The sequence below is a fragment of the Clostridium sp. D5 genome (assembly GCF_000190355.1).
Classification (GTDB): domain Bacteria; phylum Bacillota; class Clostridia; order Lachnospirales; family Lachnospiraceae; genus Faecalicatena; species Faecalicatena fissicatena_A.
Map to the genome: position 1 here is coordinate 103,364 of NZ_GL870813.1, position 19,589 is coordinate 122,952.

Below are 19,589 nucleotides of genomic sequence, written 5' to 3' on the forward strand. Positions count from 1 at the left end.
AGTTCACACTGTATTTCTGGAAGAATGCCTTCATATTTGGTACAATAAATAAAAACAATTTTTATCAGAGGATGAAAAAAGGAGATTATGATGGCTGCCAGTGAACAGAAAAAAAACAGAACAGTAACCAGGACTTTGGAGATATTATCTTATATATCAAAGAAAAGTGAAGCATGTTCCATTGCAGAACTATACAAAGAATTGGGTATACCCAAAACAAGCGTATTTGATATCGTACATACTCTGGAGTTAGAAGGCGCATTGGAGTTTAACGAGCACACAAAGGGATTTTCGTTGGGAGTCCGGATGCTGGAGATTGGGATGGCTTATATGGCGAAGCAGGATGTCCATACAATAGTCCGGCCATATTTAAAGCAGCTAAGCGTACAGTTTGGGGAAACTGCCTATTTTGCTATACCAAGCGGAAGCCAGATCCTGTATATTGATAAAATAGAGGGGGCATCGCCGCTTCGTACGAGCTGTGCCATAGGGGAGCGGAATGCACTTTACAGGACAGGGCTTGGAAAGGCGATGCTGGCAGTCAGACAGGATGATGAGGTGATACGCTTGCTGGACGGGGTGCCGTTTGTTCGAAAAACCCCCAATACAATTGTCAGCATTGAAGAACTGCTGAATGAATTACAAAGGATACGTGCCAGAGGATATTCTATAGATAATGAAGAGGATAATGAAAATCTATTCTGCATTGCTGTTCCTGTCAGAAACAGACTTCGGGAATGTGTTGGAGCAATCAGTATTTCTGTGATTAAGCGTAAGGAACTGGATGAGAAGCTGGATGGGATTATCGGAGCAGTAACGAAAGCGGGGATTGAGATATCATGTAAGATGGGGTATGATTGTGCGGATTTGATGAAAATAGTTTAGTTCCTGCTGATTCAGTGGAATGGCAGGATGGTATAGCGTAAAATAATTTCGATGCTGAATTCAGATTGTTATCTGTAAGCATCGAAATTTTTATGCTCTAATCAGGTGTTAATTGATCTTTATTATTATTTGTAGATATTTGAACTTTTTCTATATAGAAATCAGTCAGTTAATATGGAATAATATCATATTTTATTGTCACCGATGTTGCTATATTGAACATAGATACTAATGAATCTGAAATGCAAGAAGGAGGTAAACAGTTATGAAAAGAAGAATCATCAGTTTGCTGCTATGTTCAGTGATGCTGACAGCGTGCCTGACAGGATGCGGTCAGGGGCAAAAGGAGGTAAAACGTAAAGACGGAAAGAATGAGAAAGTATCGCTTACGTTTACTCACCTTTTCGTAGAAGGGGAATCGTGGAATGATGCAATCACTCCTGCGATAGAGCGGTTCAATAAGGATCATGCCAATTCGGCAGAAATTATAGTGGAGGAGATGCCTCAGGATGCATATATGACCCAGATTAATGCCCGCGGTACGGCGGATGACCTGTCTGAGCTTGTGATGGTAAAGGGAACCATGATGAAGGCTTTTTCTGATATTGGGGCAATCATTGAACTGACGGATGTATATAAAGACATTGGACTTGAACAGGTACTGCGGCCGGGTCTGATTCAGGAAGGAACGAATATTGACGATGATGCCATTTACTCATTCCCTATTGCGTTAGGTACCTATGGATTTATCCTATACAATGAAAATATCTTCAAAGAGGCAGGCATCAGTGAATTTCCTGCGACACTGGACGCGTTTAATACTGCCTGTGCTAAATTAAGGGAATTGGGATATATACCGATGGCCTTGGGAGACAGGGATCCCTGGGCGGCAGATTCTATCCTGTTCAGTGCATTTGTGAATAATTTCGTCGGGAATGAATGGTATCAGAATATTAGAAAATGTAATGGAAAAGCTAGTTTTACTGACAAAGAATTTGTAGATGCACTTGCCGCCTATCAGAATATTGCAAAGAATAATGGCTTTAATGACGATTTTGCAAGTATTAGTAATGACGAACGTTTGGCATTATATACAAATGGGAAAGCCGCTATGATATCTGCTGGTGACTGGGAATGTAAGAATATAGATGGAATGTCGCCGGAAATTAGCTCAGTCACAAAAGCAGCTCATTGGCCCGGCCCGGCTTCCGGCGGTAAAGCGGAAGCTTCCATTGTACAGTCAGCGGCATGGGGAATTGCTATGGGATCAAGAATTACGGATGAACAAATGGAGGCGGCAAAAATATTTTTAAAAGATTATTTTTATACAGAAGAAACCGGGAAAATAATTGTGGAAGAAAATAATGAATTTACTGCATGGGAAGTAGACTATGACGAATCTAAACTGGTGGCTCCGGCAGTAGAAATGAACAATAGGGTAAAAGACGGTACTGCATGTATGAATTGGGATTCCACACTCGACCCCACAATAAAAGAAATATATCAGAGAGGGCTGCAGGAATTATTGATGCAGTCGATTGATCCAAAAGAGCTGGCGCAGAATATGCAGGATGAGTATGAACTGCTGCAGTAAAATTCCGTTGACAGTTCGTACGGAAAGCTGCGGCAGCAGGCATCCGGCTCATCGCAAACGAATTTATTGGCTGGAGTAAGAAACAAGGGGGATTTTAATTATGAATAAATTTCAGGAAGGAAAATCTCTGAGAGTTTATAAGTATATAGCGCCGGGTCTTATCCTTTATCTGACGGCGATGGTGGTTCCGCTTTTTATCTGCTTGGGAATTAGCTTTACAAACTGGAGGGGCGGAAAAAAAATGGATTTTGTCGGGAACGATAATTATATCAGGTTATTACAGGATAAGGCATTTTGGGGAGCTTTTTTAAACAATTTAGAAATAATAGCGATTCTGATAATAGCACAAATTGGCTTAGGGTTTATATTAGCTTTGTTTTACCAAAGCAAAAAAATCAGGGCAAGAGAATTCCACAGACGGCTTATTTTTCTGCCGGCGGTTTTGGCGCCTATGGTGGTGGGAATGCTGTGGCAGCTGGTATACCGCAATGATATAGGGATCATATCATCAGTGCTGCAGCTTCTGGGGATGGAGGGGAATCTGCCCTGGCTGAACGGTACATCATGGGTGATTCCCAGTATATGCCTTACGTTAACATGGCAGTATGTCGGACAGTTTGTCATTATTATTATGTCAGGCATGCAGAATATAAGCGTTGATGTTACGGAAGCCGCGCAAATCGACGGTGCATCCAGGCTCCAGTGCGCTTTGCATATCACATTTCCATTGCTTAGGCCGACCATTGCGGTCTGTTTGCTGATCTGTATTTCAGGTTGTATGAAATTGTTTGATATTATTTTCATTATGTCCGGCGGTGGGCCCGGAAGGGCATCTATGGTAACTGCATTATACTCCTATGATGTAGCGTTCGAAACACAAAGAATAGGATACGCATCTGCAACGGCTATCGGCATGACTGTGCTGTCGCTTGGCCTGATTGCAGTATCCACATTTATATTGGGAGGCCGAAAAAATGAAAAGAACTAACAGGATAGCCGGTATACTGCTGAATGCTGTGGCATGTGGAATTTCTGCGACTGTCATTTTCCCTTTGATATGGATGGCCTATTCGTCAGTCAAGCCCAATCCGGAGTTTATGCAAAATACTTTGGCATTGCCAAGAACAGTTATGCTGAGCAATTATGCAGAAGCGTTTGAGATTGGAAAATTAGGGACGGCAGTTTTAAACAGCCTGTTCTATTCCGGCATAAATGTTATCATTGTAGTAATATTATCTATTACAACGGCATATTTTCTCGCCAGATATGATTTCAGGGGAAAAAAGGCGGTTCGTTTTCTTTATACACTGGGTATGCTGATTCCTTTATATGCCTTGCTGGTTCCGATGTTTGTGCAGTACAAGATGCTGGATATGATTAATAACCGGCTGGCGCTTATCGTTACGTATTACGGAATGTCGATTACGCTGTCAATATTTCTGGCGGAAAGTTTCATAGCCGGAATCCCTAAAGACATAGATGAAGCCTCTGTTATTGACGGATGCAGCATGTCGCAAAGGCTGATTAAAGTTATATTTCCGCTATGTAAACCAATTATAGCAACAACGAGCATACTGACATTGTTAAATACATGGAATGAATTTGCTTTTGCGGTCATCTTAACTCCGCGGGAGGATATGAGGACAGTATCGATTGCATTAAGGTATTTTACTTCAGGGAAAAAACTGGATTATACATTTTTAATTGCTGCGCTAATGTGCACATCACTGCCGATTATACTGGCTTATCTTGTGTTTAGTAAGGAGGTTATAAAGGGAATGACTGCAGGAGCCATAAAAGGCTGATCAAAGTACAGGGTATTATGAGGGCGGATATGTCCTGCTATAAGTGACTAAGAATGTATGGAAAGGAAGGCGATGTCTATGAAAAAAAGTGCTGCAACGCTGAGAGCGGAGCAATATAAGAACCACGGGGAAGCATGGTTTGGAGGTTTTACATATACGGAAGTAAAAGGAATAGGATATGAGAAAGGCGTGCATCGGAGAGACCCAAGTAGTGTTCTGGAGGCAGACGGTATTTACTATGTGTGGTACACCAAGTCGCTGGGACCACATTTTGGAGTATCGGCCCAGAGAAACCGGTTCACTAAGATTTTTCCGTGGGATTATGCAGATATCTGGTATGCAGTCAGCGAAGATGGGATAAACTGGGAAGAACGGGGCTGTGCAGTTCCCAGGGGAGAACAGGGCGACTATGATGAACGTACTGTCTGCACGCCGGATGTGATGGAGCACAAGGGGAAATACTATATGGTATATCAGACGTTTCCGCAGAGCCGGTATGAGGAAGATGGTGAAAGTGTCGGACTTTCAGTGGCAGATAATCCCAATGGCCCATGGAAAAAACACAAAGAATGTATCCTGACCAAGATGCAGGGCGGGGAGTGGTTTGGCAGCCATGACAATTATAATGACGGCGCGTATATAGGACTGACTCATGACCCAAGCCTGTTTTATTACAACGGGATGTATTATCTATACTATAAATGTGGGGCATCCCCTTTGGGTTCATTAAAAAGTTCGGGGCAGGATACACGGTGGGGGGTGGCGGTTTCCGGCCAGGTTACCGGTCCGTATGTCCACAGCGAATATAATCCGGTGACAAACAGCGGGCATGAGACGATGTTATGGGAGTATAAAGGGGGAATAGCCGCGCTTCTGAATCGGGATGGTCCGGAAAAGGATACCATACAATATGCAAAAGATGGCGTAAACTTCGAAATTATGTCCCATGTATATGATACACCAATGGCAGGCGGGGCATTCAGGGGCAAGCACAACGATGAATACCCTCTGGAGGGAATCCGCTGGGGATTATGCCATTGTGATGAACGTTCTTCGGATTATAATTATCTGATGAGGTTTGATTTGGATAACAGGCATCCTTATGCCTTTGCCCACCAGTATCCGGGTAGTAATGTGAAAACTCTCGGATGGTGGTAATATTTCTGAAAACTAAAGTGAAAACTTTGGAATGGCAATAAGTCTTCCAAAAAGGGAGCCTGATGAGTATGAAAGCTGATAAAAACTTAACCATACAGCGTTATTATAGAAAAATGTTTGTAAAGCTGGTATTCCTGCCGTTGATCCTTATATTTTTTGCAGGTATGTATCTGGTCCTGAGGCAGATAGATCATGAGCAGCAGGACAAATTATCTATTGCGGGAAAAAGTGCGGCAGATATTTTGGAAAGGGAAATGTCGGATTATGCAAGAGAGCTTGCACATTTTTCCAGGACAAACGAAAGGGTTATTCTGCGGGAACTGACTTTCTACAATAAGGCGTCCAATAATGACAAGTATAAGCATTACCGCGAATTATCAGATCAGTTCCATATGAGGCTGGTCATGCAGCCTCAAATCGTATCCGTTGATTTTTTAATGGAGGACGGCAGCAGCTTTGCTTTTGAAAATATAAGCATACAGCCTGCTAAGGAATGGAACACATACCAATGGTATAAAACAGCAGAATCAGAACCGGATATTGTACATGTTTCTGTCATTGATAAGAGGGAATTTAACAGACCCCAGATTATAGCAAGAGAAAATCTGCTGTTTTTTACATTAGGATTCAAGGACCTGGGCGTTGGCACGACAGTAAAAGCAGGTACAATAGGTGTGCTCTCTGATGGACTGGAGTTAATAAAAACCTCCGGTGAATGGACAGATAACATAGAATTATATCTGACAGATGCTCATGGCAGGGTGCTTGCCGGTTCTAGCTTGGCATATGAAAATACAGCCCGTGAAATAAGCATGTCTGAATATCATGGAAATAAACTGCATTATGCAGTTCAATCAATAAAGAGGACAAAGTGGAAAGTAATCGCTGTTTCTGACGCTGATGTGGTAGATGGAAAATATCAGATTATCCTGCTTTTAATTGCCGGAAGCACATGTATTCTGTTTACCGTACTGTATTTATTTATAAACAGACTGCTTAAGAATATCATAAATCCGATTACCGAACTGTCGGACATAATGAACCGGGAAGCAGAAAACCCACAGTTAAAGAAGCGGGAAGTCTATGGCCTGTATGAAATAAGAATGATTAAAGAAAAATACAATCAGATGATGGAAATGATACAGAGTTTAATACGGGACAATATAGAAAAAGAGAAGGAAAAGCATGAAGAGGAAATGAAAGCACTGGAATTGCAGATAAATCCTCATTTCCTTTCCAATTCATTGAGCAGCATTAGATTTATGGCAATGATAGCCCGGTTAGAAGGAATACAAATAATGACGGAATCCCTCATCAACATTTTAAACGTATCTTTCCGAGATAAGGGAAGCTTCCATACAGTAGAGAAAGAACTTTTTTCTATCCAGTCCTATATCAACATTATGCTGATCCGATATGTGAATAATTTTGATGTAGAATATGATATAGATGACACGTGCCTGTCATGCAGGATTCCTAAGTTAATTATGCAGCCGTTTATTGAAAATGCCATAACTCATGGATTTGAGCAGAAAACGGATATTGGAAGAATCAAAATTACGGTGAAGAAAAGGAAAGGTAGGCTTTATATTAGTATATGGGATAATGGAAAAGGGATTGAGGAAAGCGAAATCTATTCTATACTACGAAAATATCCGGATAACGGAGAAAAAATAGGAATCGCCAATATTAATAAGCGTCTAAAGCTATATTATGGAGAAAATTGCAGCATCAATATTAAAAGTGAGGCGGGATTTTATACAGAGATATATTTTGAACTGCCGGTTATAAATGGAGGGTGATGTAATGTATCATGTACTGCTTGTTGACGATGATATGACGAACCGCATAGGCATTCGAAGTTTGCTGGACTGGGAGGAACTTGGGTTTGATGTTGTCGGTGCGGTGGAGAATGGGAAGGCAGCATTGGAGTTCTTAGAAACAGCCACCGTCCATTTGATCATAACAGATATGAAGATGCCCATTATGGGGGGGATTAGGCTAATCAGTGAAATCAGAAAAATAAACAATACAATACAAATCATTGCTGTCAGCTCTTATAGTGATTTTGACCTCGTCAGGGAAGGCTTCAAATATGGTATAGAAGATTATTTGCTGAAAACAGAATTGAATCCAGAGTCATTAAAAAAATTAGTGTTGAAAGTAAAGAAAAAACTACAGGAAAGCAATATAATAGAAAATGTGACGAAAGAAGAGCTGTTCCGTGATATGGTTATGAACAATAGGAAATCAGTCCCCCCCCTTCTGGAGGACTATTACTGCCTTGTGGTAAAAGTGGCTGATGCAGGCACGGCACAAAGCAGTTTTTCCCATGCGGAAAGAGAGATGGTTGCCACGATAAGGAAAATCATCATGCAGATTCCTAGAATTGCAAACCACAGTTTTATTATCGAATATTCCGGCGCCAGTCTGCTGATCTGCTATAGATCCGGCCGAATTCGGACGGAGCAGATATATTCGTTTGGATTACGGTTAATGCAGGTAATAAAGACTTATATGAATGTGGATGTTTATATTGGAGTAAGTGATTGGTCCAGGGGAGAGGATAGACTTAACGATTGCATATATCAGGCAGAGCAAAGAATGTCGGTGCGGCATATATTTGGAAAAAACAGTATTTTCACAGAGGACTCTGTGGAAGGTTTCCGGTGGAGCGAAGCATTGGCAAATCAGGAGAAGTACAGGGGGATTCTGCAGGCGTTTAAAATGCTGGATGGAGAAAAAATGCTGGAATGCCAGTCGGACATTTTTAACAGCCAGATATGTACAAGTCTGGATGGGACTAAGAAAACCTGCATGGAACTATTATACTTTGAGTCCTTATTTTTAGAAGAAATAGGTGATTCTATACAAAGGCTGTGGGGGGGAATAGATTTTAATGAAAAGCTGTCGCGGCTGGATGAGAGCAGTACAATGATGATGTGGATAGCCAACTATAACCGCTGGCTGATGGATTATCTCCAGAACAAATATGGAGGTTCACACAGAGAGAAATATATAGGGACAGATGGCAGCGTTGAAACGGTGATTTATTATCTAAAGGATAATTATAGAGACCCCAGTCTGAATCTTACAGATGCAGCCAGTATAGTAGGATTGAATGAAAAGTATTTCAGTGTGAAATTCAAGAAGGAGACAGGGATCACATTTGTAGAATATCTAACTGACATAAGGATGGAAGCCGCCAAAAAGCTACTTAAGAATACAAACATGAGGTTGGCGGATATCAGTGATGCAGTAGGTTATAAAAGTGTGGAACATTTTGGACGTTCATTCAAAAAACGCGTTGGGATGACCCCAAGAGAATATGAGAGGGAAAGACACTCACGCATGAACAATTTGTAAAATTAAGAGTATAGGAAAATAAAGGTTTATAAATTTCCGTAACAATGGCAGAAGGACACAGGATTTCAGTGGTTACAATTGACGGATAGAGCGTTTGAAGCCCGAGCAGGACATGACGGAGGGATTCCTAAACAGGATTGATACCATTTAAAATCTGGAAACCTGTTAAGCTTGTGGCAACAGAGGAGATACGTATTAATAACTGCCGTTTAGAGACAAAATCAGACAAGATTACGGACTCAGCAAATGTAAGCGCAGAGCTTGAAGGTTTGTTATTAATGAAAAGAAAATATTTCCTATTCCTGAATAGAATTATTCAATCGCTAACTAGATGGCATTAGTTCACGGATCTGTTTGTAAACAGCAGCATATAAAAAAATTAAATAATTAATTATACAAAAAAATTGATTTTTTCTTTAAAATAGTATACAATAAATAAAAAAAGGAGAGTGCTAATGTATAATTTAAAAAATTTGATTGACGGGAAATTAGTTCCATCGGTATCCGGAGAAGTAATTGATGTACTGAACCCGATGGACAATGAAGTGATCGGCAGTGTTCCAAAAGGAACAAAAGAAGATGCACAGGCAGCACTTCTGTCGTCTCAGCGGGCCCAAAGAGATTGGCGGAAACTAACAGCCAAACAGCGAGGGGATTATTTGATTGAGTTAGCAGAACTTCTGATGGATAACAAGGAAGAGTTATCAGATCTTCTTACTACTGAGCATGGTAAGCCGCTGCATGAAGCAATCGGTGAGGTAGAAGGGGCTGCGGGATTCTTAAGATATGCTGCTGAATCTGCTCGCCGAATTGAAGGTGAGATTGTAACGTCTGAGATGGAGAATGAGCAGGCTTGGATTCAGAGGGTTCCTTTCGGAGTTACAGTAGGAATTGTAGCGTGGAATTTCCCGCTGGCTTTGGCAGCAAGAAAAATAGGAAATGCTCTGGTATGTGGCAATACAATGATTGTCAAGCCCCCATCAGAAACCCCGCTCACAGTCATGAGGTTTGGAGAACTGATTGCAGGGAAAAGCAGTCTTCCGGCAGGTGTCCTGAATTTTATTACTGGTTCAGGAAGAGTGGTTGGAGATGCCCTGGTACGGAATCAGATCGTAAAGCTTGTAACATTGACGGGCAGTACCAATGCCGGACTTGAGGTGTTCAGAGCGGCAGCGGATAATTGTGTGGCTGTACGTCTGGAATTGGGCGGTAAGGCCCCCTTTATTGTTATGGACGATGCTGATTTAGATAAGGCTGTGAAGTGCGCTGTTATCTCCCGATTTTCAAACTGCGGGCAGATATGTACCTGCAATGAACGCATGTATATTCATGAAAATGTATATGAAGAATTCAAACAAAAACTGGCCGAAGAGACAAAGAAGCTGATTGTTGGAGACCCTAAGGCACCAGGAACAGATATTGGTCCGAAGGTAAACCGTGCAGAGGTTGATAAGATTCATCAGATGGTTCAAAAATCTCTGGAAGAGGGCGGGAAGATACTTTTGGATATGACTCCTGATGTGAAGCCGACACAGAACGGTAATTGGCTGTATCCAATGATTGTAGAGGTAGATGATAATAAGAATGAGCTGATGCAGAAGGAAACCTTTGGGCCGGTTCTTCCAATTATGAAGGTTAAGGATTTTGATGAAGCACTATTGTTTGCAAATGACTGCGATTATGGGCTGTCTGCTTATTTATTTACAAACAATGCAAAAAATATTATGCGTGCAGTGAACGAGCTGGAATTCGGAGAAGTGTATACAAACAGAGAAAATGGTGAGATGGTAAATGCGTTCCATAATGGATATAAATTAAGTGGCATTGGTGGTGAAGATGGTAAGCATGGACTGGAAGGTTACCTTCAGAAAAAAACAGTTTATATGAACTATAATTATTAGGAGTAGAGAACATGTCAAATATCATAAAGCAAATAAAAATAGAGTATTTCAGAGTACCTTTGGAAGGAAATCTGGTTGATGCTCTTCATGGAAAACACGATTTTTTTGAACTTGTGACAGCAACTGTTATGCTTGAAGATGGCAGAAGCGGGGTTGGTTATACATACACCGGTGGCTTCGGGGGAGCGGCAATTGCGAAAATGCTGGAGAATGACCTGATACCGCAGCTGATTGGACTTGAAATGAAAACACCGTATGAGATGAACGACTATATGAATCAACATATTCATTATGTGGCAAGAGGTGGTGTTGCTTCTTTTGCGATTTCGGCTTTGGATATTGCGTTTTGGGATATCGAACTCAAGACGAAGAAGATGGCATTAAGAGACGTTAATGGAACAGGGACGAATAAAGTACGAACTTATTACGGTGGTATTGACTTAATGTATTCAGAAAAGGAACTGCTTGAAAACATTGAGAAGCAGCTGAAGGCGGGGCATACTGCAATCAAGATAAAACTGGGAAGGGAAAAGGAAGAGGAAGATATCCAGAGAGTAAAAGCAGTAAGAAAGTTGCTTGGTAATGAAGCACTTTTTATGGTGGATGCCAATATGGTATGGTCTGTTGAGCAGGCAATCCGGATGGCACGCCAATTGGAAGAATACAATGTCGGATGGTTGGAAGAACCAACAAATCCGGATGATTATGAAGGGTATGCAAGAATTGGACAGGCTACATCAATACCGATTGCCATGGGTGAAAATCTGCATTCCATTTATGAACACGAGCTGGCAATTAAAATAGGCAGAATCAGTTGCCCTATCCCTGATTGTTCTAATGTATGCGGAATTACGGGATTTATGAAAGTAGGCGCTCTGGCAGAAGAATATACCTTAAAGGTGCATTCACATGGAATGCAGGAGCTTCACGCAAATGTCCTGGGGGCCCTGGACAACAGAGGATATGTGGAATTCCACAGTTTCCCCATTTATCAGTACACAGTGGAGCCGCTTATCGTAAAGGAAGGGTATCTTGATACCAGTAAGGAACCAGGGACAGGGGTAGAATTTGACTGGGATATGCTGCGTCCTTATCAACAGAAGTAGAAAATCAAAGTTGGGGATGGAAGAGTCTGAATCAGTAGGAGCAGAACAGTGTTGTGTTGTTAAAAATAAGGATTAAACTTTTAGATGGAGGTAAAAAATGGAGAATAGAATGTTTTCGTTGGAAGGAAAAATAGCACTGATTACAGGTGCGTCTTATGGTATTGGTTTTGCAATTGCAAAAGGGTATGCAGAAGCAGGTGCGACAATTGTATTTAATGACATTAAACAGGAGCTGGTTGATAAAGGATTGGCAGCATACGAAGAGTGTGGGATCAAAGCACGTGGATACGTATGTGATGTAACGGATGAAAAGCAAGTGAATGCGCTTGTAGAGAAGGTAGAAAAAGAAGTTGGGATTATTGATATTTTAGTGAATAATGCAGGTATCATTAAAAGAATACCTATGTGTGAGATGACGGTAGAAGAATTCCGGCAGGTAATTGATGTGGATTTAAATGCTCCATTTATTGTATCAAAGGCAGTCATTCCTTCTATGATTAAAAAAGGGCATGGGAAGATCATTAACATCTGCTCCATGATGAGTGAGCTTGGGCGTGAGACAGTATCAGCTTATGCGGCAGCAAAAGGCGGTCTGAAGATGCTGACGAGGAATATCTGTTCCGAATATGGCGAGTACAATATACAGTGTAATGGAATAGGGCCCGGTTATATTGCCACGCCTCAGACCGCTCCGTTAAGAGAACCGCAGGAAGACGGAAGCCGCCATCCTTTTGACCAGTTTATTATTTCAAAAACACCGGCAGCGCGTTGGGGAGACCCTTCAGACCTTGCAGGTCCGGCAGTCTTCCTTGCATCTGATGCATCGAATTTTGTAAATGGGCATGTGCTGTATGTGGACGGCGGAATTCTGGCGTATATTGGAAAGCAGCCTAAATAAAAAGAGGAGAGAAGCATGGACGTGGTTTTGAAGAGAATACAGAGCCTGGGAATCGTTCCGGTGGTTGTTTTGAATGATGCAAAGGATGCAGCGCCGCTGGCGAAAGCTTTGCGTGAAGGTGGGCTTCCCTGTGCCGAGATAACCTTCCGCACAGAAGCAGCTGAGGAATCCATTCGTATCATGGTGCAGGAGTATCCGGATATGATAGTTGGTGCTGGCACGGTACTGACGACAGAGCAGGCTGACAAGGCTGTGGAGGCTGGGGCAAAATTTATAGTCAGCCCGGGTCTGAATCCAAAGGTCGTACAGCATTGTCAGGATAAAGGAATTCCTATTGTGCCGGGGGTGACCAATCCGGGTCAGATAGAGCAGGCATTAGAGCTGGGACTTGATACTGTCAAGTTTTTTCCGGCAGAGGCATCAGGCGGGCTGAATATGATAAAGTCTATGTCAGCAGCATATACAAACATGATGTTTATGCCAACAGGCGGAATCAATATTAAGAATCTAAATGAATATCTTGCATTTGATAAAATTGTTGCCTGTGGTGGAAGCTGGATGGTAAAAAGTGATTTGATACAGAATGGATCTTTTGAAAAAATTAAAGAGCTTACACGGGAAGCGGTAATGACTATGCTGGGATTTAATCTGAAGCACATTGGTATGAACTGCAAAGATGCAGAGGAAGCAGAACATGCAGCCGATAGATTTCAAACTCTTTTCGGATTCATGAATAAAAGCGGAAATGATTCCGTATTTGCAGGAGAGGGAATTGAAATGATGAAGTCACCTTATCTTGGAAAGAACGGACATATTGCAGTATCTGTAAACAGCGTACCAAGAGCAGTAGAATATTTGTCGAGACAGGGAATCCTGTTTAATATGGAGACGGCAAAATATCAGGATGGTAAACTAATATTGTTATATCTGAAAGAAGAAATCGGTGGGTTTGCTGTGCATTTGATTCAGCAATAGCTTGATTCCATGAGGAGGCGGGGGATGTGCAAGCATTCCCTGTCAGCATATAAGGAGGTAAAAATGGGAATCACAAAATTCGATGTCCTGTCGCTGGGGGAAATACTTTTGCGCCTGTCACCGCCACAGAATGAGCGGATAGTGCGGGAGGATAACTTTGAGAAACAAGTAGGCGGAGCGGAGCTGAATGTTTTAAGCGGGGCATCTCTTCTCGGGCTGCGTACAGGAATTATATCAAAAATACCTGATAATGATATAGGCATTTATGCTAGAAACAAGATCAGATTTGTAGGGGTCAGTGATGAGTACCTTGTTTATGATAAAATGAAAAACGGCAGGTTAGGCATATATTACTACGAAAACGGTGCGTATCCAAGGAAACCCAGAATAGTATACGACAGGATGCATACATCTATGTTGAAAATTAGCACAGAAGAATTCGGAGATGAGATATATTCCTCAGCCAGATGTTTCCATACTACTGGTATTACTTTGGCTTTATGTGAAAACACGAGAAAAACAGTAGTCAATATGATGAAAAAATTCAAAGAAGCGGGAGCGCTGATTTCATTTGATGTGAATTACAGGAGTAATTTGTGGAGTGGCCCAGAAGCACGCACAGCTATTGAGGAAATACTTTCTTATGTCGATATTTTTTTCTGTTCAGAAGATACCGCAAGGCTCACTTTTAAGAAAACGGGAGATATTAAGACAATTATGCGGGAACTGGCAGACGAATATTCAATTCATGTTGTGGCTTCAACGCAGCGGGTAGTACATTCTCCACGTCTGCATACGTTTGGGTCAATAATTTATGACAAATTAAATGATGCATATCTGGAAGAACCGCCTTATGTAAATATTGAAGTTATAGACAGAATAGGAAGTGGGGATGCCTATATTTCCGGGGTATTGTATGGGCTGCTGAGCAATGATGGCAGCTGCCGGAAAGCACTTGAGTTTGGTAATGCTGCAGGAGCAGTGAAAAATACAATCCCGGGAGATATGCAGGCATCTTCTTGCGAAGAAATTGAAACAGTTATCAAAGCCCACAAAAATACCGGTGCTGATGCTGAAATGGTGAGATAGACGATGGTTTATTAAATAAAATATGAATAATAATGCAAATAATAAGCGGATACACAAAAAGATATCAAGCATCCGCAAAAGATGAGAGGAGATTAAACATGAGAGCTGCAAAACTGATTTCTGCGAATACAATTAAATTAATTGAAGAGGAAATGCCTGCAATAAAATCAGAAAACGAAGTCTTAGTAGAAATTAAGGCAGTAGGTATCTGTGGAACTGATATACATATTTTTAAGGGCGAACGCGCAGATGTGGAATACCCTAGAGTTATGGGGCATGAGTTGTCTGGTTTAGTGAAACAGACAGGAAAAGGTGTGACCAGAGTGAAAGTTGGGGACAGTGTAGTCCTGGATCCGGTATTTTCCTGTGGGGAATGTATGACCTGCCGTACAGGCCACGAGAATGTATGCAATGATGTAAAATGCTATGGGGTTCAGATGGATGGCGGCTTTCAGGATTATGTTGTGGTGGAAGAAAAACACTTATATCCGTTCGACAGCAAAATATCATACGAACAGGCCGCACTGGCAGAACCGTTCTCAATTGCGGCGAATATACTGTCCAGAACAATGGCATCATCAGAAGACACTGTGGTTATTATCGGAAGCGGAACAATCGGAATCTGTGTTGCACAGGCGGCAAAAGGCTTAGGAGCGAAGGTACTGGTTGCAGACGTGGTTGACGCAAAACTTTCCAAAGCAAGGGAGGCAGGAGCGGACGTTACCGTGAACAGTAATAAGGAATCTCTGAGAGAGGCGGTGGAGCGTTTTTCTCCAGGAGGGGCTTCTGTAGTGATTGATGCCGTTGGTGCAGCTCCGTTAACAGAACAGACAGTAGATATGGCTGCTCCTTGTGGGCGCATTGCTGTAATTGGGTTTGATTCTAATCCAGCCGGTATTCCTCCTGTGAAAATCACAAAGAAAGAACTTACTTTAGTTGGTTCAAGAATGAACTGCCATCAATTCCCAAAAGTAATGCAGTGGCTAGAGGAAGGGCAGATTAATGCAGATACGATGATTTCCAGAGTATATCCATTGGAGGAGATACAAAAAGCTTTTGAGGAAACGATCTCGGAAGGTGCCGAAATTGTGAAGACAATTATAACATTTTAAAGTATTTTAAACCGGAATTTGGGTTTTTGATTAAAGGAGTCTAAAAATATGATAACAAGCAAAGAAAGAGAATATCTCCGGGAGTTAGCAAAGCGATATTCAGAATTAGCTCACGCAGACATAAATGAAAAGAAAAGAAAAAACTGGTATGCAATCAATGATCTGTCAGGTGCAGCAAAACCCGTTTTCATTAACCATTACTGGCCGCTGGCATTAAATGAGATCTTGCCGCAGAATTCTTATAAATGTCAGGATCAAACAGCAAGGCAATTTGAGTCATACTTAAAAACAAAAATGTTTTATTCAAAAGAGTTAGAGGATGATAACGTGCTGGAGCCGGTCATTTATTCACAGCAGGTTTTTGGACTTGAAGATTATGAAGGGCTTGAGCGTAAAATTGAACGTACAGATAATGATACCGATGAAAGTGGCGCCTATGCAATGGTTCCTGTCATTGTGGAAGATTCAGACATAGAGAAACTGCGTATGCCAAAACTGACTTACGATAAAGAGACAACACGTCTTAACTATGAACAGGCATATGATATTTTTCATCCAATACTGACAGTGTTAAAAAAGCCACATACAATGGCGGCTAAAATAGCTGATGAGTTTTCCTGGTTCAGGGGGATGGAGAATACCTACATGGACATGTATGATGAACCGGAATGGATGCACGCCGCTCTTAGGAAAATAACGGATAATTTTAAGGCACGTTTTCGGATGCTGGAAGACGCAGGAATCTGGGGGACACTGGATAATTCTGAGCCACTGGGATCGGCAGGACTTCGGTATGCTACGGGTATTCCGGATTTCCGGGATGTGGAAGACCCTTTCACGCATAAAGTCAAATTAAGTGACTCATGGGGATTCACGTGTGCGGAGGTGTTTAACTGTGTATCAAATGCTATGCACGATGAATTTAGTTATGCATATGATAAAGAAGTTATGAGCCTGTTCAAATATATTAATGTAGGATGTTGTGAGGTATTGGACCATAAAATTGACCTGATACGTGGTCTGAATAATGCGAGAAAGATTTCCGTTAGTGAATGGTGTGATGTAGAACATGCTGCTGATGCAATCAAAGGGGATTATGTATACAGTTACCGCGCGGCGGGAGTTCATTTTGTAAATGACAGGTGGGATAAAGAAAATGCTGAAAAAGAGATCAGGAGTGTCCTGACAGCATCTAAAAAACACGGGTGCAACACGGAGATTGTTCTGAATATAGGAGGGACTCTGGGGAGGCATCCAGTAGAAAAAGTAAAAGAATGGTCAAAAATGGTACGTGGGCTGATAAATGAGTACTATTGATATATTGGAATAGAAATATGTTACTTTGTAGTGTCTGAGTTTGGGTATATAGGTATATAATTTAGGCTATGCAGTTGTACCTACTGTATACCTTAAAATTAAAAAGTGAAAAATAGAGGGAATGCCATATCAAAATAAGGTATCAGCAATATAGAATCCACAAAATCCACCAGAATTTTGAGTCTGGTGGATTTTGTGTTTATGATTTACATTTAGGTAAGATTATTATCTGATTTTACAGGACTGCTTTTAGTATGCTGGAAATCTATCTATTAATCTGTGATCAGTATTCACGGAAAACAGAGTACAGCTTTGTGCATGAGAATAGTTTTAGTTTCAATAAGCTCATATATTATCGTTGGTGAAAGAAAAAGTTCTATGATATGGCATGTAATTATGACAAAAGGATGATATTGGAAGTTTCATGAATTTACTACTTATCATTTATGCTACACCTACGAAATAAAGTTTATGATAACAAAAGTATAAATAGTAAAATTGAGTGAAACTCTATTTTTAAAAAAACAAAAGAGATGGTATTATAAAAATAGTTTTGCTTTAAGAAATGCAAACAAAAGGTGCTACATTCAGAGTGTGGAATATAGCACTTTCTTATTCGACAAATATCGACAATTTTTACCAAAGTTAATAATATGTAAGGGCATATTTCCTATAGGAGAAATATGCCCTATTTTTACTTTTACATATATACGTGATGTGTTTCGGATACGCTCACCACCCTCCAATTCAAATTTAAGAAAAATTTGGATTGGAGGAATGAATATGTATGGCAGTAAAGATAAGTCATATGAACTAATTATAGAAAAATCAGAAAAAGAAATACATTATTACATTATTTATCTTGAAGACGGAAGGCGATCAGCCAAAATAGAAATTTCTGAAGCAGTATACCAAGTGTATAAGAATTCAGAATTACGCCAGAAAAGTCAGGAGAACATTTTTGACAGACATATAGAGCATTTGGATTTGACTGAAGTACAGCTTCAAAGACGAGCAATTCATGATGAAATAGATCTGGAAAGCAAGGTAATAGACAAGCTTAGAAATAAATTGTTATTTGAAGAAATTGCCAACTTACCAGACACACAGCGGAATCGTTTTCTTCTTTACTATGAAATGGATTATACATACGATCAAATTGCACAAAAGGAGGGATGCTCAAAAATGGCCGTGAAATACTCCATAGATGCAGCAAGAAAGAAAATCATAGAAAAAATAAAAAAGTTTGAAAGCTAGACTTTACTTTTGAGCTTTAAGTGAGGAATAGGATGAGAAGGCTTTTTTCTCCCCATTCCAGATTGTTCTGCTGAATGGGCTGTACTTTGATAACCGAATACCCATTCATCAGATACATTCCTATTGCCGCTGTGATGAGCAGCAGCTACTTTCACGAATGCGCCATGACATGCAGGACACAGAGACAGCATCAACCTATATGACAGCCTGTGCTTCTTGGCTGCATAAGCGGGAAACATTTCGTGATAATTGCCGGATTGCGCCCGGCAAGGCGATGACAGGCAATAGGCATAATGATACTCCCGTCCAGTCACAGCCCGTGCGTTCAGAGCGTCCCAGGCAATGAGGGCGGCAGCCAGAGAACCTGGCTGGGGAGGCAAGGCATCTCGTGGAGCCGGTCAGCAGCCAGCCGTTTGATGATTTCCTATATGCCAGGGTGTCGGGGACAAAAGAGGCATGCTATGAATTCAGATTAGGAGGATCAACATGGCAGGGAGAATATACAGAGGTGATTTATACTATGTAGATTTAGAGCCAGTGGTAGGATCGGAGCAGGGTGGTTTACGCCCTGCTCTTATCATACAGAATAATATAGGAAACTTTTACAGCCCGACTGTTATAGTAGCAGCACTTTCCGGCAGGATTGAGACGAAAGCCAAGATGCCCACACATCATCTCATCAAAGCAAATGGCAGATTAGAAGATGATTCACTGGTTCTTCTGGAGCAGATCCGTACAGTCGATAAGAGTCGGCTGCATGAATTTGCTGGTCACTTAAACGAGAGTGATATGTTAGATGTAGACAAATGCCTCGCTATAAGCATTGCTTTAGACAAGCTTTATTCTTCCAGATAGCAAAAACGAAATATCAGAAGTTTGAGGAAACAACAATGAATAAAAAGGAGATCCCAATTTGGGAAAAATCAAATCTTACATTAGAAGAGGCGGCAGCATATTTTGGAATTGGAGTAAACACTTTGAAAAATATGACTGCCTCTGAGGACTGCAAGTTTGTATTGTGGGTTGGTACAAAGCGTCTTATTAAGCGGAAGTTACTGGATGAATATCTTGCCGGCTGCTATTCCATTTAAATGTGGACAGAATTGAAATCAGGGTCTTGTTATGC

Annotated in this window: 17 protein-coding genes; all 17 read left to right on the forward strand. The window is 41.1% G+C overall.

The window, feature by feature from the left end; genetic code table 11:
- Positions 1 to 87 precede the first annotated feature (87 nt).
- The 17 genes from HMPREF0240_RS12310 (at position 88) to HMPREF0240_RS12390 (ending at position 19,554) form a co-directional block, all read left to right on the forward strand.
- A complete protein-coding gene (locus tag HMPREF0240_RS12310) occupies positions 88 to 885 on the forward strand; it encodes an IclR family transcriptional regulator (RefSeq protein ID WP_083806204.1) in 798 nt (265 codons plus the stop codon).
- Positions 886 to 1,150: 265 nt separating this feature from the next.
- Entirely contained in the window at positions 1,151 to 2,479 is a 1,329-nt protein-coding gene (locus HMPREF0240_RS12315) for an extracellular solute-binding protein (protein WP_009003742.1), read from the forward strand.
- A 100-nt stretch (positions 2,480 to 2,579) separates the two neighbouring features.
- A complete protein-coding gene (locus HMPREF0240_RS12320; RefSeq protein ID WP_009003743.1) occupies positions 2,580 to 3,467 on the forward strand; it encodes a sugar ABC transporter permease in 888 nt (295 codons plus the stop codon).
- Complete coding sequence (locus HMPREF0240_RS12325) at positions 3,454 to 4,284, forward strand: carbohydrate ABC transporter permease (protein ID WP_009003744.1); 831 nt, start codon at positions 3,454 to 3,456, stop codon at positions 4,282 to 4,284. The genes HMPREF0240_RS12320 and HMPREF0240_RS12325 overlap by 14 nt, the downstream gene beginning before the upstream one ends.
- Before the next feature lie 78 nt (positions 4,285 to 4,362).
- Positions 4,363 to 5,442, forward strand: a complete 1,080-nt coding sequence (locus HMPREF0240_RS12330; protein WP_081733125.1) for a family 43 glycosylhydrolase — start codon at positions 4,363 to 4,365, stop codon at positions 5,440 to 5,442.
- Positions 5,443 to 5,510: 68 nt separating this feature from the next.
- A complete protein-coding gene (locus HMPREF0240_RS23470) occupies positions 5,511 to 7,244 on the forward strand; it encodes a histidine kinase (protein ID WP_050794539.1) in 1,734 nt (577 codons plus the stop codon).
- A gap of 4 nt (positions 7,245 to 7,248) precedes the next feature.
- A complete protein-coding gene (locus HMPREF0240_RS12340) occupies positions 7,249 to 8,808 on the forward strand; it encodes a response regulator (protein WP_009003747.1) in 1,560 nt (519 codons plus the stop codon).
- A gap of 455 nt (positions 8,809 to 9,263) precedes the next feature.
- A complete protein-coding gene (locus tag HMPREF0240_RS12345) occupies positions 9,264 to 10,709 on the forward strand; it encodes an aldehyde dehydrogenase (protein WP_035313307.1) in 1,446 nt (481 codons plus the stop codon).
- 11 nt (positions 10,710 to 10,720) lie between these two features.
- On the forward strand, positions 10,721 to 11,815 hold the full coding sequence (locus HMPREF0240_RS12350) for a mandelate racemase/muconate lactonizing enzyme family protein (protein ID WP_009003749.1): 1,095 nt from the start codon (positions 10,721 to 10,723) through the stop codon (positions 11,813 to 11,815).
- 97 nt (positions 11,816 to 11,912) lie between these two features.
- Positions 11,913 to 12,713, forward strand: a complete 801-nt coding sequence (locus HMPREF0240_RS12355) for a gluconate 5-dehydrogenase (protein ID WP_009003750.1) — start codon at positions 11,913 to 11,915, stop codon at positions 12,711 to 12,713.
- Positions 12,714 to 12,728: 15 nt separating this feature from the next.
- On the forward strand, positions 12,729 to 13,688 hold the full coding sequence (locus HMPREF0240_RS12360; RefSeq protein WP_009003751.1) for a bifunctional 4-hydroxy-2-oxoglutarate aldolase/2-dehydro-3-deoxy-phosphogluconate aldolase: 960 nt from the start codon (positions 12,729 to 12,731) through the stop codon (positions 13,686 to 13,688).
- 63 nt (positions 13,689 to 13,751) lie between these two features.
- Entirely contained in the window at positions 13,752 to 14,777 is a 1,026-nt protein-coding gene (locus HMPREF0240_RS12365) for a sugar kinase (protein WP_009003752.1), read from the forward strand.
- A gap of 98 nt (positions 14,778 to 14,875) precedes the next feature.
- Entirely contained in the window at positions 14,876 to 15,889 is a 1,014-nt protein-coding gene (locus HMPREF0240_RS12370; protein ID WP_009003753.1) for an alcohol dehydrogenase catalytic domain-containing protein, read from the forward strand.
- Between the two features lie 48 nt (positions 15,890 to 15,937).
- Positions 15,938 to 17,206: a hypothetical protein gene (locus HMPREF0240_RS12375; protein WP_009003754.1), complete on the forward strand. Its 1,269-nt coding sequence runs from the start codon at positions 15,938 to 15,940 to the stop codon at positions 17,204 to 17,206.
- Between the two features lie 783 nt (positions 17,207 to 17,989).
- On the forward strand, positions 17,990 to 18,463 hold the full coding sequence (locus tag HMPREF0240_RS12380; protein ID WP_009003755.1) for a sigma factor-like helix-turn-helix DNA-binding protein: 474 nt from the start codon (positions 17,990 to 17,992) through the stop codon (positions 18,461 to 18,463).
- A gap of 486 nt (positions 18,464 to 18,949) precedes the next feature.
- A complete protein-coding gene (locus tag HMPREF0240_RS12385) occupies positions 18,950 to 19,318 on the forward strand; it encodes a type II toxin-antitoxin system PemK/MazF family toxin (protein ID WP_009003756.1) in 369 nt (122 codons plus the stop codon).
- Between the two features lie 35 nt (positions 19,319 to 19,353).
- Positions 19,354 to 19,554: an excisionase gene (locus HMPREF0240_RS12390; protein ID WP_009003757.1), complete on the forward strand. Its 201-nt coding sequence runs from the start codon at positions 19,354 to 19,356 to the stop codon at positions 19,552 to 19,554.
- Positions 19,555 to 19,589 lie beyond the last annotated feature (35 nt).